Origin of the sequence: Dyadobacter sp. CY326, assembly GCF_021390515.1 — a bacterium.
Classification (GTDB): Bacteria; Bacteroidota; Bacteroidia; order Cytophagales; family Spirosomataceae; genus Dyadobacter.
The window spans coordinates 40,506-58,676 of the sequence record NZ_JAJUXI010000009.1 but is presented as its reverse complement, the minus strand read 5'-3'; the positions used below and the strand labels follow the sequence as shown (position 1 = coordinate 58,676).

The window sequence follows — 18,171 nt, the reverse complement described above, 5'->3', positions numbered from 1 at the left end:
GTGATATTTCACCGATTTACAAATACACATGCGTTACAAAAACGGCCCTTTGATCACTTTGTTTCTCATCCTTGCCACATTGCTGACGCAAAATTCAGCGATGGCGCAATGGAATGCTCCCTATGCCAACAGCTGGATTGATTACAACAAGCCTTACGTAAAACTTGGGATTGCGAAAACAGGCCTGCACCGCGTTTCATTTGCTTCATTGCCTAAAAATTTCCCAAAAAATGCGCCGGAAAAACTGCAATTGTGGAGAAGAGGCAAGCAAGTTGCCATTATAAGCACAACCAATAATGAGGTCGTCTTTTATGCGGTAACCAATGATGGCGCCAGCGATTCGCTGTTATACAGGCCAATGAGTTCGCGCATCAATCCGTATTTCAGCATGTATTCTGACGAAGGTGCTTACTTACTGACCGTTGGCGACGCGCCGGGACTTAGGGCAAAGACGATTAGTCAACCCGTTGATAATAAGGCCCCTATTGTGCCGTTTCACAAGGAAATTGCTGTAACGCAGTTTTTGGAATCTTATTCGCTTAGCACAGTCAGTGCAATAAAGCCCGCCCTTATGAACAGTTTTTTTGAGGCGGGTGCCAGCAAATCTGGCCCAGGCATCAAAGCTGATTCAATGATTTTCAGGAGTTTTAAACTGGAGAATTTTGCAGGCAATGTTCAAAAGTCGAAGCTGAAATTGCTGATTCACGGCAGAAGCGAAACCGAGCGCAAAGTTGAAGTTTATGTTGGAAAAGACAAAGCGTCATTGCGCCTTGTCACTACAATTAAAAGTTCGGGCTTCGACAGCCCGGAATATACTTTCGAGCTCAAACCAGCGGATATCGACGCGGCCAATAGCGGGATATTAGCCTTAAAATCTGTCATCAAGGACCGTATTGAAAGATTTTCACTCACTTACTTTTCTATTGAATTTCCCCAGCTTATTAAATTAGACAACCAGATTGGCAAAACAATAAGGCTTGACCCTGTAAAAGAATTATGGAGCAGGATCGCCATACAGGATGCGTCAGCGAGTTTCATGATGCTGGATGTCACAAATACAGACGATCCTTTCGTTATTAAGGGCACGCCAGGAAATCTGATGATTCCTCGAAATGCACACACACAAATGCTGTTTGCTGCCAATAAGCACATTGAAGTTGAATCGCCGAACATTAAGGAAATCAAGTTCAAAGCTTTTGTCCCGAAAGAGGCAAATTACATCATCATCACAACGGATAGTCTGTATAATGGCGCATCCAAATTTGCGGAATATCGGTCGTCTCCTTCTGGCGGCAGTTTCAAGCCGCTGATAGCAAACATTAAAGACATTTACGATCAGTTCAATTACGGCGAGCCCAGCCCTGTGGCGATCAAGAAGTTCATGTCCTATATGCTTACGGAGGGCGGAAAAGACAAGTATCTTTTTCTGATCGGCAAATCGATCACCTATAATGAGAGAATGAAGCGTGAACTCCCTGATGAAGTGCCCTCCATAGGTTATCCCGCCTCCGATGCATTACTTGTGGAAGGTCTGGCAGGTGCACCGCTTAATATGCCAGCCATTCCGGTCGGGCGCCTGGCAGCGCTCACGAATCAAAACGTCCTGGATTATTTGCAAAAAGTAAAAGATTATGAAGGCAACCGGGCTGGTCAAACTGGCTGGGCTAAAAATGTCCTGCACCTAAACGGAGGGAAAACTGCATCCGAAATTACGCAGTTGCGCGAAAACCTTGAAGCATTGGAACCTATGGTAAGCAAAGGACTGGTTGAGGGAAAGGTGAAGCAATATGTCAAGCAGAAGGCAATGGCCGAAACGGAACCAGTTAACATCACAGCCGACATCAATGAAGGCGTTGGCTTACTCACCTATTTTGGTCACGGCTCAGCTGTGGTGACAGATCTGGATTTTGGTTATGCGACTGATGCGCCCCGGGCTTATAATAATCTTCACAAATATCCGGTCATGTATTTCAACGGCTGTGGCGTTGGGAATGTGTTTGCCGCGCGTTTTAACCCAAAGCCTAAAAATCCAAAAGGCAATGACCGAATCCCATTATCACTGGACTGGCTGCTTGCTCCAAATATGGGTGCCGTGGCAATCATCGCAAACTCGTTGGAAAGCATTGTGACCCCCGCAGCCAAATATCTTGAACGCTTCTATTATTACACATTTAAGGATCCGAAAACCGTAAGCCTCTCCATCGGAAAAATCCAGCTGGCAGTGGCGAACGATATCATTACAAACCATAATGATCCTTATGCCATTGGCAATGTGCGTCAATCCGTCTTACAAGGCGATCCGGCATTGCGGTTGGCTTTTGTTGATAAGCCGGAATCCACCGATCCAAATCCGGACAATGATCACATTGCGCCGCTTCTGACTGTTAAGTTTAATGAGCGATTGATCAGCCAGGACGAAGTCATTGGCCTTCATCCAGCAATCACTTTACATTTATCTGATGACAAACCGCTTTTACCAGACACGGCGCTGATAGACATTTTTGTCAAGCGATGCGGTGATGACAATTGTGATTTTGAACCGGTAAGCTTTGCGAAAAGCAGCATTACCGTCGATTCGCTGGGGAGTAAAGCGCTGTTATTTAGATATTTTACAGATCTCGGCTTGGGGACTTACGAAATTTTGGTCAATGCAAGAGATCAAAGTGGAAATGCAGTTGCCCAGCCTTACAGGATCCGGTTCAAAATATCGGAAGAAGCGCAATTGCCTAATGAACTTGTGGTGAGTCCGAATCCCGCATCTGATTATCTTCGGTTTGCGCTTAAATCACCCCAGCGATTTAATTTACATTCTGTCAAATTTATTATTTACAATCAGCATGGAGTTGTTATTGATGAAAAACACACTTCATTTCCGGTCTGGTCGCTGACCAACGAATGGTTCTGGTTTCCACCGAAAGGCATCACTGGAATTTACGCTTACAAAGTATTTCTGATCAATAATGCGAAGGAAACGTTTGACAATTTTACGGGGAAAGTGCTTTTAAGCAATTAGCGCTCTGCCGCTTCGTAAAGGAGAATATTACAAAGAAAAAAGTCTCCCACATACGCAGGAGACTTTCAAGTCGATTGATAATTTCTTATTTAAAAAACCCTAACGGATCAGGCTTTTTCGCTTTGAGTAATTCAACAAAATCTAGGTTCATTTGATTAAAGTCCAATGCGCGTCCTTTATGTAAATGTTCCCACGATTTGTCCAGATCATTCAAATTGTAATGCAACAGTGCCAAATTGTATTGCCCCAAAGCATAAGTCGAATCCAATGCAGTGGCGCGATTTAATAGTTCTGCAGCCTCATCAAGTTCCTCTTTTCGACTTGATATGGCGTATAATTTGAGATCAACCGTTGATAAATCCACCAGTAACGGCACATTTTCACCTTGCAGACTAATGCCACGGCTCAGCATGCGTTTTGCTTCCACCCAGTTTTCGCGCTGATATGAAATTACACCCAGGCCCCAATATGTTTCAACATTTTTATCATTCAGCAGATGAGCTAAATTGAAGCGGTAACAGGCTGTGTCCAAAGAACCCTCCTGCAAATATTCCCACGCACGCGCTGTGAAAAAGCTGCTTGCCTCGGTGCGACTTGTAAATGACTTATCGCATTCGCTTAAAAACCGGATTTCTTCATCTATTTGCTCAGAGGTTTTACTCAATTCCCCGAACAATGGCACAACTCGTCTTTCCTTTAAATCCAAAGGTTTTTTTTGGGCAAGATTCGTATCCGTGCTTGGCAATGCGCTCGCTAGATGCGTGTTTTGAGCAAAGCCAAATACTGGAAAAAGAATAGCAAGCCAAATAACAACAGATTCTTTCATAGCAACTTTAATAGAGAAACAGGTTTTCTATTGTCCAAGTTAAACGGATTTATTTACATTGTATTGCATTATCTGCGTTTACTTCTTCCCGAGGAACCGCGGCGATTTTGGCCTCCTTTTCCAGCAGATTTTTGCGCGGGGCGATACACATTTTTCTTCTCGTGAAATGCTCCCAGGAAGGTCGGGTCTTCTCTCCTTTTCTGGTTATCAATCTCCCGAAGCATGTCCTGGCGCTCAGAAACGGGTGTCGCCGCAATTTCAAGACCCTCAGGAAGTTCCAGACGAGGGATCTCCATCCTGATCATTTTCTCGATTTTACGAATGTGATATTCGTCTGCCAAGGTCATAAAAGTGATCGCCTGACCAATGCGATTTGCACGTCCCGTCCTGCCAATTCGGTGCACGTAATCTTCGTAAATCAAGGGCACGTCGAAGTTGATCACATGGCTCACTTCCGTAATATCAATGCCTCTCGCAACAACGTCCGTTGCCACCATCACACGCACGGAGCCTTCCTTGAATGCTTCCATTGCATTGGTCCGCGTATTTTGTCCTTTGTTAGCATGAATCACTTTCAGCTCATCTTCGCGGACCACGTTATCCAGCAAATTTTGATGCACCAGTCCGGCAACTTCGCGACTTCTGGTAAAAATCAGCACACGATTGAATGCTTCGCGGTCTTTTAACAAATGTGTCAAAAGATTAATTTTTGTGCGAAAGTTGGGCAGTTCATAAAGTGATTGCGACACCATTTCGGCCGTTGTGGCCTGTGGCGTCACCTCTATCCGCGTTGGAAATTCGAGAAATTCAAAGGATAGTCTTTCAACTTTATCAGAAAATGTGGCAGAAAAGAGCATATTCTGCCTTTTTGTAGGAATGATTTCAAGCAATTTGCGGATTTGCGGCATGAAACCCATGTCCATCATCTTATCGGCCTCATCCAGGATCATTACATTGAGGTGTTTTACAATGATTTCTTCCTGAAAATAAAGGTCCATAAACCTTCCCGGAGTGGCAACAATAATGTCAACGCCTTTCCTAAGTGCCTCAATCTGAGCCTTCGCGCCCACGCCGCCAAACAAAACAACCGTCCGAATGTCCGTGTATTTGCTTAGCTGCGCAATGGCTTCTGAAATTTGCATGGCCAATTCTCGGGTGGGGGCCATAATTAATGCCCGGGCATGCTCGCCCTGGGCATATTTGATCCGCATTAATAACGGTAATGTATAGGCGGCCGTTTTGCCCGTCCCTGTTTGGGCTATGCCCAGAATGTCCTGTCCTGATAGTGCGAGCGGGATGGCTTGTTCCTGAATCGGCGTCGGCTCGGTATATCCCGCTTCTTCAATGGCATTGAGTAATTGACGGTTAAGCTTGAATTGCTCAAAATTGTTTTGCGTAGTCTGCATGCCGCAAAGGTACGAAAACTCGCACTAACCCAACCTTGCAAGCGCTTCTTTCAGCGTTTCCAGCTTGGCTTCGGCATCGGCTTGCTTCTGGCGCTCTTTCTCAACAATGTCGCCTTTTGCATTCGCGACGAAGCGCTCATTCGACAGTTTTTTGATCACCGAATCCAGAAAGCCTTGCGTGTATTCCAATTCGCGTTGCAGGTTCTCCTTTTCAGTTTCAACATCCAGTTCATCGGCCAGATTTACAAAAAACTCATCTGATTTCACACGGAATGCAGTTCCTTCGCCTTCGTCGGTTACGTAAGCGATGTTTTCGACATTGGCCAATTTTTGGATCAAAGGCTCTAACGCGTTGTAACGAGCTTTGTCATCTGTGCGAATCGCGAGGGGAAGTGCGGTTTTGGGACTGATATTTTTCGCGTTTCTTAAATTTCTGATTGACGAAATGACTTCAAAAAGTACGTCAAAATCATTCAGCAAGGATTGATCAATGTCTTTTGCCTGCGGATAAGGTGCAATGCAAATGGAGTCGTTTGCTTTTCTTTCAATGATATTCTGCCAAATTTCCTCTGAAATGAAAGGCATGAATGGATGCAACAGACGCATTAAGCGGTCGAAGAACTCTAATGTGGCGTTGTAAGTATGCTTGTCAATAGGTTGTTCAAATCCCGGCTTGATCATTTCCAGATATTGCGCGCAAAAATCGTCCCAGATCAGTTTATAAACCGAGTTGAGGGCATCGGAAATGCGGAATTTTGAGAAATGATCCTGCACTTCCAGGATCGTTTGGTTGAGTTTACTTTCAAACCAATTGATCGCCAGTTCCGAGCCTTCGGGCTGTGCGAGACTTTCCAGGTTTTCGGAAACCTGGAAAGTCTTTACCAAGCGGAAAGCGTTCCAGATTTTATTTCCAAAATTCCTGCCTTGTTCAACCAATTTATCATCATAAGGAAGGTCATTTCCAGCCTGCGAGCTGAAAAGCATGCCCGTACGAATGCTGTCTGCGCCATATTGATTGATCAGGTCAATCGGATCAGGTGAGTTGCCAAGCGATTTGGACATTTTCCTTCCCTGCTTATCCCGTACAATTCCAGTCAGATAAACATTTTTAAAAGGATATTGACCTTTGTATTCATAACCCGCGATGATCATCCGCGCAACCCAGAAAAACAGAATTTCGGGTGCCGTAACCAGGTCATTTGTAGGATAATAGTAATTAATGTCCGCATTATCCGGCTCTTTGATCCCGTTGAAAACAGTGATTGGCCAAAGCCATGATGAAAACCACGTGTCGAGCACATCCGGGTCCTGCGTAATGTCCTCTTCGGTCAATGCAAAAAGCTGATAATCCATTTGTGCTTTCCGCAATGCTTCCCTTTTGGATTTGGCAATGATCATGGTGCCGTCTTTCAAATAGTAAGCCGGAATGCGGTGGCCCCACCAAAGTTGCCGACTAATGTTCCAGTCGCGCACATTCTCCATCCAGTGGCGATATGTGTTTTTGAATTTCGCAGGAATCAGCTGAACCGTGTCATTCATTACATTCTCGAATGCCGGCTTGCTGATTTTTTGCATCTTCAAAAACCATTGCTCCGAAAGCCGCGGCTCAATGACAGAATTGGTTCGCTCTGAATGGCCAACATTGGATCTATATTCTTCTGTTTTAACCAGATTTCCCGACTCTTCAAGCAGCTTAATGATCTTTTTCCGTGCAACAAACCGGTCTTCACCGATCAAAATCTGCGCTTTTTCATTCAATGTGCCGTCTTCATTTAGCAGATCAATGATGGGCAGATCGTGTCTCTTACCCAATTCATAATCATTTGTATCATGCGCGGGAGTGACTTTCAGACAGCCCGTTCCAAATTCCATTTCCACATATTCGTCCGCAATGATCGGAATGGCGCGGTTAATCAACGGAATTGAAACTTCCTTGCCAATCAAATGTTTGTAACGCTCATCATGTGGATTTACGCAAATGGCCACATCGGCCATGATCGTTTCCGGGCGTGTGGTGGCAATGATGATCGCTTCATCGGTAAGTGCCTCGCCGATTTCATCTACAAGCGGATATTTCAGGTAAACCAGTTTTTGATTCACCTCTTTCATGATCACTTCCTCGTCCGAAACCGTCGTGCGCGCCTGCGGGTCCCAGTTCACCATGCGGTGTCCGCGGTAAATATCACCTTTGTTATATAGGTCAATAAAAACGTCGATCACCGAATCATACAAATCCGGCTCCATTGTGAAACGGGTGCGATCCCAGTCGCAGGATGCGCCGAGCTTGCGTAATTGCTGCAAAATAATGCCGCCATATTTGTGCGTCCATTCCCAGCAATATTCCAAAAATTCATCCCGCGTGAGATCTCGCTTGTTGATCCCCCGCTCTTTGAGCATGGCAACAACTTTGGCTTCGGTTGCGATGGAGGCGTGGTCCGTTCCCGGCACCCAGCAAGCTTCCTTGCCTTCCATGCGTGCCTTCCGGATGAGAATATCCTGAATGGTGTTATTGAGCATATGCCCCATATGCAGCACGCCCGTGACATTTGGAGGAGGAATTACGATCGAGTAAGGCTCCTTATCGGGATTTGGTTTCGAACCGAAAAACTTGTTGTCGATCCAGTAGGAATACCATTTATCCTCTATTTCCTGGGGGGCATATGTTTTGGAAATCATTGTGTAGTCAGAAATTGCCGCAAAACGCAGCTGGTCATCTTAAAAAGACGGCAAGTTAGGCGTTGCGGATGAAATTTCTAAACTAATTGTTCGCCTTTGCTGATGGGCAGCCAGACTGTAAATGTGCTGCCTTCACCCGGTTTACTTTGCACCTGAACGGTTCCTTCGTGCGCTTCAACCATTTTTTTGACATAACTTAATCCTAAGCCAAAACCTTTCACGTCGTGCACATTGCCAGTGGGAATGCGATAGAATGTGTCAAAAATGCGGTGCTGCTGCTCGCGGTTCATGCCGATTCCTTGGTCCGAAATGGCAATGCTGATGCCGTTGTTCTCATTCCAGGTCCGAATTTTGATGTGCAGCTTTTCGGGAGAATATTTGATTGCGTTGTCAATGAGGTTGTTAAGGATATTGGAAATGTGGATTTCATCCCCTAAAACCACTTCATGCGTTGCCTCAAAATCCAGATCTACTTCTCCGTCCCGCTGTTCAATCTGAACACTCTGGCCATTCAAAGCTTTACCAATCAAATCATGAATGTCGGCTTCGCTGATCTTTAATTTCACATGACCTTTATCCAGAAGTGCCATTTGCAGAACCTTCTCGACATGCGTCCCTAAGCGCTTGTTTTCTTCGCGAATGATGCCCAGATAACGTTCAAGTCGGGAGCTATTTTCGAGTTGTGGAATTTTTGCTGAATTCTCCTGCGCCATTTCTGCTGCGAGTGCAATGGTTGAAATGGGCGTTTTGAATTCGTGGGTCATGTTATTGATAAAATCATTTTTAATGTCGGAAAGCTTTTTCTGACGCAAGATCGTGGTTACGGCCATGTAAAAGCAAGCCATAATGACAATGATCAGAATGCCAGAGCCACCAAACATTACGCCCATATTGCTCAGGATATATTTCTGCTGATCCGGAAAAAACACATACAAGGAATTGGGCGCATTCACAGTCTCGCTTGGGAATAAAGAGGCTTTGTAAGACTTCTCTTCCCATTCCCTCGGCCGTAAACTCACTGTTGAAAAAATGACACTGTTGTCATAACGACCTCTTACGGCAAACTCATAAGGCAATGAAATCCCGTTTTCAACAAGTTCTTTTTTCAATAATGTATCCAGCAAAAACCTGTTAACACGCTGCTCAATAGGCCTTTTTGTATAAATCAAATCCTTCATCACTTCCTTTAAAAGTGCAGCGCGGTCTGGCTCGGGATCACTGAACACTGCGCGATTCTTTTTGCCATTCCTTAATGTGTTCGGGAGGGCAACTTCACGGTTAGCAACGGCTCCTCTTGCTGCGGAATCGCCATAAGAATGCGTTGTTCCGGTTTTGTATTTTTTACTTTCGGCCTCATTAATCCCTCTGAATGCATTCCCAAGGCGCTTTTCGTCTTCGAGTCTGCGGCGCATAAACTCGTCAATGCCGGCTGCGCCATATTGCTGCGCCTGGAAAAATTCCTCCATAATCTGCTGCTGATGCTCCGCCATAACCCGGAAATTGGGGCTTAAAACATCCGTCGGAACCGCTTCTGTAATGATCTGATAATGAATTTCCTCACCATTTGGTCCAATTGCGATTTCCATGCGGGGCTGGATTCTGGGTGCAGCTTCACGGACCGGTTTCGATTTTTGTACATTGGTCCGCTTCATGGGCATGTTCCGCAACTGCGTTATGCGGTTGAGCTTGCTTTTCTGCTGTTCCGTTTCAATGCGCCTTTGCAGCAAATGCATCATTTCCTGCTTTTCCAGGCGATGCACCACTTCCTGCACCGACTCAGAGACCTTCTGATTGAACTGCTCGTTGCGGATCGCAATGGCTTCACGGATCCAATACCATTGAAATCCAATCAAACCAATGAGTGCAATGCACATGAGGCCAACAATTATCTGAATTTTCCGCTTTGTCATAAATTTCGTTTCACCGGTGCAACCTCTTCATTAAATTCACCGACATTCTTCCTGATAACAAATTTAACGCATGGGATTGGGGCTATCTTGTTTTTAACAAAATTTAACACCGGTCAGAAATCGCTTCTTATAATTTTGTAAATCATTCATACACATAACCTAATCCATTAAAATGACGGCGAATCTATTTCAAAAATTGGTGTTGTCAGCGGCATTGCTGACCGGCGTGTTCATCAGCCCCGCGCAGGCTCAAAAGGAAAAGTCAGAAAAAACGCAACCTGATCAAAAGGCGAGCATCCGCATAAAAGTGACGGAGGAGAAGGACGGCAATGTGGAAAACAAGGAGCGCAGTTATCGAATAGGCAAGCTGACAGACAAGCAGCGTGAAGAATTTGTCGACAAAGTGCTTGATTCAATGGGTGTTGACAAAAAGAAAAACCAAACCGTGTCAGTTACAATCGACGATGGCGACGATTCGGATATCATTTCCAAAAAACGCCAGAAAGTGATCATTGACCATCGCGACGACCGGGAGCCGCTTGCCTATCATTGGAAAGGCGATATTTCAAATGATTTTGAGTTCAACACCGAGAATTTTCGCAAGCACATGAAGACTTTCGAAAACGAGTGGAAGCCGAAAACGAAAACATTCATGCGCGATATGGAGAATTTCGGGAATGAGATGGGTGAAATTTGGAACAAAGAAGTTACTAAGCCTGCAAGCATCCGCTCGCTGAATGCTTACACCAATAACCCGGACAATGGCGTTCTGAATCTGCGTTTCAATGTTCCGCAAAAGGGCGATGTGTCGGTGGTTGTAACCGATACAAAGGGAAAGGAAATTGGAAAAAGGGACATTAAGGACTTCGAAGGAGAGTTTGTAGGGCAAATCGAGTTGAGGAAAAATACAAAAGGGACCGTTTTTGTAACCGTTGTGCAGAACGAAGACGGGGCGGTCAAAAGAGTCGTAATTCCCTGATTTGTTCTAAAAATTTTACCCCGTCCTCCTGATTATAAGCAATCAGGAGGATTTTTTATTGTAAAAATACTACTAACAATTAGGCTGGCATTTATTTAGAATTGTAAATTTGCTGAAAACTCCGATCACCGCGACATCAATTTTTATTGCAACATATGCTGAATCTTATACTGTTTGGCCCTCCGGGTGCAGGTAAAGGCACTCAAAGTGAAAAAATCATTGCTAAGTACAAACTAATACACCTTTCGACGGGAGACCTGTTGCGTAACGAAATTCAAGCCGGATCTGAACTGGGCCTGAAAGCTAAAACATTGATGGATCAAGGGATTCTGGTTCCGGATGAAGTCGTGATTGGCATGATTGACAATAAGTTAAAGGAGCATAAGGACGCAGCCGGATTTATTTTTGATGGATTTCCGCGGACTGTAAAGCAATCTGAGGCACTTGACCAGCTTTTGGCGAGCTATGACGAAAGTATTTCCGTAATGATTGCGCTCGTTGTAGACGATAATGAACTGCTGGCACGTTTGCTAAACCGTGGAAAGACTTCCGGACGTCCGGACGACCAAAATGAATCGCTGATCAGCAAAAGGATTCAGGAATATAACAGCAAAACCAAACCAGTTGCCGATTACTATCAAGCCCAGGGCAAATTCGTTGCCATTGACGGGATCGGTGAAATAGATTTTATTTTTGAAGAAATCAATCAGGCGATTTCTAAGGTTACCGTTTAATAACTCACCGTTCACTATACACATGGCTTCTTCCAATTTTATTGATTACGTAAAAATTAATGTACGCTCCGGCTCTGGCGGCGCGGGATCTCTGCATTTCCGACGTGAAAAGCACGTTGAAAAGGGCGGACCTGACGGCGGCGATGGTGGTCGCGGCGGTCACGTAATCCTCAAAGGGAATTCGCAATTGTGGACACTCCTTCACCTAAAATACACCAAGCACGTGAAGGCGTTCGACGGTAAAGGCGGAGAAGGCGGGAGGCGTTCGGGTTCTATTGGAAAAGATATTATCCTGGAAGTTCCGCTTGGCACCATTGCCAAGAATGCAGAAACGGGCGAACAATTGTTCGAAATCACAGAAGATGGCCAGGAAGTAATTCTATTGCAAGGTGGTCGCGGCGGAATGGGCAACGACCATTTTAAATCGGCAACCAACCAAACGCCGCAACACGCTCAGACAGGAGAAGCAGGCCTGGAAGCTTGGGTGATTCTGGAACTAAAAGTGCTCGCTGATGTAGGATTAGTTGGATTTCCAAATGCGGGGAAATCTACATTACTTTCTGTTGTTTCAGCCGCCCGGCCCGAAATTGCGGATTATCCTTTCACCACGCTCGTGCCTAACCTCGGCGTGGTTTCTTACAGAGATTACAAATCATTTGTCATGGCAGATATTCCCGGAATCATCGAGGGAGCATCGCAAGGAAAAGGTTTGGGTTTGCGTTTTTTGCGTCATATAGAACGTAATTCCATTTTACTTTTCATGGTGCCTGCTGATAGCGAAGACATTCATGCTGAGTACGAAACACTCCTCCAAGAACTCAGAATTTATAATCCCTCTCTTTTAGACAAAAATCGCATTCTCGCGATTTCCAAAATTGACCTTCTCTCGGACGAAGAGCGGGCCGATCTTCAAAAAAATCTCCCTGCCAACATACCAAGCATTTTAATTTCAGCAATTACCCAAGAAGGAATTGAACAATTGAAAGATCAGGTATGGAGCGCGATCAATTTCCCGTTATCCGTAAAATAATATTTTCTTGAAAAAGCAACCATTTGATGCATCTTGTGTGTCAAAGTAGTTACAATAATGAATTTAAGGCTCTATGAAACACTATCTACCATTCTTCTTTTGGGTAGGATTAAGCTTTCTCTCGTTCACCTCCTCTGCACAAATCAGCATCGACTTTCCAACCGATCGTGCAGTATTTCAACGTGATAAAGGCAATCATGCAACGCTATACATCTCCGGTACTTACACAAAAGTTATCTCAAAAATCGAGGTTAAATTGGAGCCGATCAATGGACCAGGCAGGGCTGAATTTGCAACTATTGAAAATCCACAAGGCGGTTTTTATTCAGCAACATTAAATCCGGAGGGCGGATGGTATAGGCTGGAAGTTCGTGCATTTTTGGGTGATCAAATGATTGGTTCTTACCGAGTGGATCACGTGGGCGTAGGCGAAGTCTTTATGATCGCAGGCCAATCCAATGGTGAGGGATTTTCAAATTTTGGAGCCCAAGGTGCGCAAGACGACCGTGTTAGCGTAATCAATCAGCAATTCAAACAGCCTTTTCCAGAAGAACTTCCACGGAATCCAACATTCAGTCATTTGGACGGAGAAACCAATATTGCACCACGCGGCTCTTCTGCTTGGAGTTGGGGAAGGCTTGGAGATCAGCTGGTTAGCCGACTTAACGTGCCGGTTTTATTTTACAATGTTGCCTGGACGGGATCTGCGGTAAGAACGTGGAAAGAGAGCATCAATGGTGTGGGCAAGTCCGTGTATGCCAATGTTAATTTTGAACCTTATGGAATGCCTTATGGCAACTTGCGAAATGTAGTTCAACGTTTGACTCCCATCACAGGATTGCGGGCGGTTCTCTGGCAGCAAGGTGAATCTGATAATTTCAAAGGCACGGATGCAGATTCTTACTTCAATGATTTAAAAACAGTTATCGAAACCAGCAGAAACGAATCTGGGAAAAATATTTCATGGGTCGTTTCACTTACATCTTATGACAACCTTCGCGGGGCAAATTCCCGCGTTACGGAAGGTCAGCAAAGGGTTATCAACAATGTTCCCAATGTATTTCAAGGTCCAAACACTGATCTGATTCAAATTCCAAGAACCGATGGTGAAGGCGTCCATTTCAAGGATGACGGTTTGAGACAAGTGGGTGATGCCTGGGCGCAACAATTGAACGATAACTTTTTTGCAAATTCAGATCCATATCAGGGAACGTCGCCTTTGAGAATTAAAGCCAATTGTGCAGGAAATGGAAACCTTAACCTGACTGCTGAGGGCATTGGGGTTTCACAATTTAGTTGGAGCAATGGCCAAAACGCCAACAGTACGCAAGTTGGCAACGGCACTTATCGAGTGAGTGCACGCGATGGTCAGGGAAATTACATTTTCTCGCCGGAAATCAGGGTCAATGAAAACATTCAGCCTAACAAGCCATCTATCACATTAGAGGGAAGCAATCCGGTCTGTTTGGGAAATACAGCAACCTTAGTATCAAGCACTTCCGAAAATGTGCGCTGGAATAATGGTTCAACGGGCGACCGTTTGCAAATTACGGCCGGCGGAGAATATTTTGTAACTACAAAAAATGTGTATGGCTGCGAAGCATCGTCTGACAAAGTCACCATGACGGTTTCCACTGCACCCTTGCCTCCAACACCAAAGATCTCCGCTTCAGGCATTCTCGAATTTTGTGACGGAGGTGAAGTAAGCCTTACTTCTGACTCCAAGTTGAAGAATGTGTGGTCTAACGGTGGCAATACGGAAACAATTGTTGTGAAAACCTCGGGCGAATATCGCGTAAAGGCGCTTGACGCGGTTGGTTGCTATTCTCCTGACTCAGAGCCTGTTAATGTAAAAGTTAATTCATTGCCACAAAAACCTGTAATTGCATTAAGCGGTAACACAACATTTTGTGAGGGAGAAAATATCACCATGACTTCCAATTACGACAGCGGAAATATATGGAGCACGGCTGCCACAACAAAAGCAATCACGATTGATGCGACCGGCAATTTCTCGCTCAAACAGCGTGACGCAAACGGCTGCGAATCAACATCAGACGTAGTTGCGGTAAAAGTCAATACGCTGCCTGCAACACCAGCAATCACAGCACTTCGCCCTACAACTTTCTGCCTTCGTGATTATACGACATTAAGAAGCAGCGAGGCTTACTCATATTTGTGGAGTAACGGCGAAACCGGCAGAGACATTGAAATCAGAAATTCTGGTGATTTTACAATTTCAGCGCGCGACGCCAATGGCTGCGTTTCCCCAGCTTCTCCTGTGGTTAAAGTGGTGGCCAATGTATTGCCCCCAACACCGACTATTACTGCAAATGGCCCCGTTGCTTTCTGCGCTGACCTGAGTGTTAGCCTTCAATCTACGCCTGGCGCAGGGTTTTTATGGAGCAATGGCGCTTCCACACAAACATTAAGAGTCACAACTGCTGGTGTATTCTCCGTTCAGACTATCAATGAGTTTCAATGCTACTCAGATCCTAGTAATCAGATTACAACGCAAACACTTGCACTTCCGCCAGCGCCTACAGTATCCGCATTGAGTGATACAACTTTCTGTGATGGCGATTTTGTGGTGCTGAAAGCGACAAAAGGAAACACATTCTTCTGGAACACGACGAGCGAAGGTGACACCATTCAAGTTTACAAATCAGGAGTTTACGCCGCCCGCGTTAGGGACGAAATCGGCTGCTATTCTCCATATTCAAGGAACATTGCTGTTGATGTGAAGGCAACACCTTCTCGCCCGACAATTCGTCAGATCGGAACGTATACGCTGATCGCGGAGAACAATCTCAACTCCGGCGATCACGTTTGGAAGTTCAATGGAATGGACCTGACAGAGAATACAGCCACGCTGAAAGCCATCCGATCGGGGACTTATCTTGTCAACAACACAGTTGTATACAGCCCGACATTGACGTGCTTTTCCGACTTCTCCGATCCGTTTAACTTCTTCGCCGACACGAACAATCCGGGTTTCGTTACGTATCCAAATCCCGTTGTAGACGGCAACATCACTGTTGAAACATTACAAAATGTAAACAATGCCGACGTCCAGATCATTGACAGCCACGGCAAAATTCACAGAAGCTTCAAGGTAAAGAAATTTGATAGCCAGCAATTCTTTAATATTCAGGGATTATCAAGTGGTATCTACATAATTCGGATCGTTTCAGTGTCATTTACTGCTACACAAAAGCTCATTGTCGTTCAATAAACGATGATAGCTTTCTTGTTGTAATCAAAAAAACGGAATAGTGATATTTTAGCAAAAATATTCATTTACATTTGTGACCGTTTTGTAGCAGCATGCATCGACCATCCAACTCTGTCTAGATATACAAATTTTTACCCTGTTCAAGAATTCCCAAATGCGTTATAGAATTATTTTTCCGGTAGTGGCAAAGGCATTGCTGTTGATATGCCTGATATCCTCAACAGCTTTTTCGCAGATAAGAATTACATCTCCTACTTTTCAGGCTGTATATCAAAGAAATATTACCGGTCAAAGAGAAATTACTGTTTCGGGAACATTTTCCGTTCCGATGGACAAAGTTGAAGCGCGTGCAGTGCCGGTTGTTCAGGGACAGGGCGTAGAAACTCCATGGAAAACTTTGCAGGACGCTCCGAAGGGCGGTGTATTCGCCGGAGAAATCACATTAATTGGGGGCTGGTATTCCATTGAAGTCCGCGGACTTTCCGACGGAAAAGTGGTTGGAAGAGATATTCTTTCAAGGTTGGGCGTAGGAGAGGTTTTTATCATTGCAGGCCAATCCAATGCGCAGGGTTTAAGAGCTTATCCAGGCCCGTCTGCTCAGGATGACCGGGTTATGTATATTTCAAATTACAACAACGACGATCGAGACCTTCTGACTGATCCCGTTCCACCAGCTTTCGCGAAAATTTCACAAGATCTTGGCATTATGTCTCCAAGAGGCCAATCAGCATGGTGCTGGGGCGTTTTGGGTGATCTTTTGACTGCAAAACTGAATGTGCCCGTTTTATTCATTAACACCGCTTGGGAAGGGACTTCCATTGAAAACTGGGCAAGCAGCGCAAAAGGCTTGCCTACAAAAAACAAATACGGTGGCTTCGTTTACCCTCCGGAAATGCCATATGCCAACCTTAGAATTGCTGCCAGAAACTATGGCAACCAATATGGTGTGAGGGCGGTTTTGTGGATGCAGGGCGAAACGGACGCATTATTTAAAACACCGGCTGCGTCTTATCGTGAGAATCTCCAATTTGTCATGAACAGATTAGGAACTGAAACGGGCGACAAACGCATTACCTGGGTTATTGCAAGAACTTCCCGGACTTCTGCTGGTTTCAACATCTCATCGAGCATTAATCCAGAAATTATCGCTGCGCAAAATGCAGTTTTAGATACGCAGTTTAATCCAACTTATCCGGGCCCAGAAACAGATCCATTGGTTCCCAACCGGGGAGATGGAACACACTTTGTAGGCCGCGATCCGGAAGGCACCAGAGAAGCACTGACTATTTTGGCCAATGCCTGGAATGAAAGTCTTGATGCAAGGTTCTTTTCAACTGTTACGCCAACCAATCCGGCGCCAATTCCGGACATAGCCGCAGCATGTGTTACAGAAAACAATGCTGTATCAATATCGCTGCCGACAGGTTTTGCATCTTATTTATGGAGCAATGGTTCGACGGACAACACCATTCGGGTTTCAGAACCGGGAACTTACCGTGCAACAGTGAAGGACAATGCAGGCAATTCAATCCTGACATCTGTGGTTGTGCTTGATAATGCAGCAAAACCCGCACAGCCAACGATTCAGCAAGAAGGTGAACAGCAAACCTGTTTTGATTCATCATTCCAATTTTCAGTTGCTGGCGGAAGCGACATTTACAGCTGGTATAAACAAGGATCAAATACAGCCATAGCAACAGGCGCTTCTGCTCTGATCGCTGAAAGTGGCGATTATTACGTAAGAGGCAGCAACATTTTTGGTTGCGTTTCTGAAAACTCAGCCGCTTCTTCGCTTCTGGTGAGACCTCAAATTTCAAAGCCTGTCATCGAGCCATCCGGTCCGTTCAGTATCACTGCTTCAATTGCGGAAACTGGCTTGAATGAACAATTCTTATGGCGCAGACCAGACACGGAATCTGATACGACGGCCCGCCTTATCAAAATCTTGAAATCAGGTCAATACTCAACCAGAGCGCAGGTTGTTTACACGCTCGGCGATGATCTTTTGACTTGTTATTCTGACACGGCTTCACGTGAATTCAAGACCAATGAACAAAATGAAGTGGTTATTTACCCCAATCCAAGTCAGGGCAATTTCATTTACATTGAGTCAAGAGAAAACATTAGGGATGCTTATATAACGCTTTTTGACATTTATGGAAGGGTTATCGAAACAAGCACTCCAAAACTGCTGGACAGCCGCATTGAAATCGACGTAAGAAATTTCCCGACCGGAAAATACATTCTCCGCGTAACCGGTGAGGGGCAAAGTCTTACCAAGCAGATTGTAATCAGATAAACACTTATTCATCGCTATTTTTATAAATAAGCCCCGGCCATCCGGGGCTTATTTAGTATCATA

At 45.0% G+C, this 18,171-nt stretch carries 10 protein-coding genes; 6 read left to right on the top strand and 4 right to left on the bottom strand.

The window, feature by feature from the left end; all coding sequences use genetic code 11:
- Positions 1-28 precede the first annotated feature (28 nt).
- On the top strand, positions 29-3,013 hold the full coding sequence (locus LZG73_RS18390; RefSeq protein WP_233853320.1) for a C25 family cysteine peptidase: 2,985 nt from the start codon (positions 29-31) through the stop codon (positions 3,011-3,013).
- An 85-nt stretch (positions 3,014-3,098) separates the two neighbouring features.
- Here the strand turns inward: LZG73_RS18390 and LZG73_RS18385 are convergent, their stop codons facing one another.
- The 4 genes from LZG73_RS18385 to LZG73_RS18370 all read right to left on the bottom strand — a co-directional run bounded on the left by LZG73_RS18385 (position 3,099) and on the right by LZG73_RS18370 (position 9,831).
- A complete protein-coding gene (locus tag LZG73_RS18385) occupies positions 3,099-3,839 on the bottom strand; it encodes a M48 family metallopeptidase (protein WP_233853319.1) in 741 nt (246 codons plus the stop codon).
- A gap of 68 nt (positions 3,840-3,907) precedes the next feature.
- The gene (locus LZG73_RS18380) at positions 3,908-5,245 is read right to left on the bottom strand and encodes a DEAD/DEAH box helicase (RefSeq protein WP_233853318.1); all 1,338 of its coding nucleotides are present in this window, start codon (positions 5,243-5,245) and stop codon (positions 3,908-3,910) included.
- A gap of 24 nt (positions 5,246-5,269) precedes the next feature.
- Entirely contained in the window at positions 5,270-7,921 is a 2,652-nt protein-coding gene (locus LZG73_RS18375; RefSeq protein WP_233853317.1) for a valine--tRNA ligase, read from the bottom strand.
- 77 nt (positions 7,922-7,998) lie between these two features.
- A complete protein-coding gene (locus tag LZG73_RS18370) occupies positions 7,999-9,831 on the bottom strand; it encodes a sensor histidine kinase KdpD (RefSeq protein ID WP_233853315.1) in 1,833 nt (610 codons plus the stop codon).
- Between the two features lie 172 nt (positions 9,832-10,003).
- Between LZG73_RS18370 and LZG73_RS18365 the strand changes: the two genes are divergently transcribed.
- The 5 genes from LZG73_RS18365 to LZG73_RS18345 all read left to right on the top strand — a co-directional run bounded on the left by LZG73_RS18365 (position 10,004) and on the right by LZG73_RS18345 (position 18,108).
- On the top strand, positions 10,004-10,810 hold the full coding sequence (locus LZG73_RS18365; protein WP_233853314.1) for a T9SS C-terminal target domain-containing protein: 807 nt from the start codon (positions 10,004-10,006) through the stop codon (positions 10,808-10,810).
- A gap of 155 nt (positions 10,811-10,965) precedes the next feature.
- Positions 10,966-11,544: an adenylate kinase gene (locus LZG73_RS18360; RefSeq protein ID WP_233853312.1), complete on the top strand. Its 579-nt coding sequence runs from the start codon at positions 10,966-10,968 to the stop codon at positions 11,542-11,544.
- Between the two features lie 22 nt (positions 11,545-11,566).
- Positions 11,567-12,574: a GTPase ObgE gene (obgE, locus tag LZG73_RS18355; protein WP_233853311.1), complete on the top strand. Its 1,008-nt coding sequence runs from the start codon at positions 11,567-11,569 to the stop codon at positions 12,572-12,574.
- A 73-nt stretch (positions 12,575-12,647) separates the two neighbouring features.
- Positions 12,648-15,809 carry a sialate O-acetylesterase gene (locus tag LZG73_RS18350; RefSeq protein WP_233853308.1) on the top strand — a complete coding sequence of 1,054 codons (3,162 nt, stop codon included), beginning with the start codon at positions 12,648-12,650 and terminating at the stop codon, positions 15,807-15,809.
- A gap of 154 nt (positions 15,810-15,963) precedes the next feature.
- Complete coding sequence (locus LZG73_RS18345) at positions 15,964-18,108, top strand: sialate O-acetylesterase (protein ID WP_233853305.1); 2,145 nt, start codon at positions 15,964-15,966, stop codon at positions 18,106-18,108.
- The last annotated feature ends 63 nt before the right edge of the window (positions 18,109-18,171 follow it).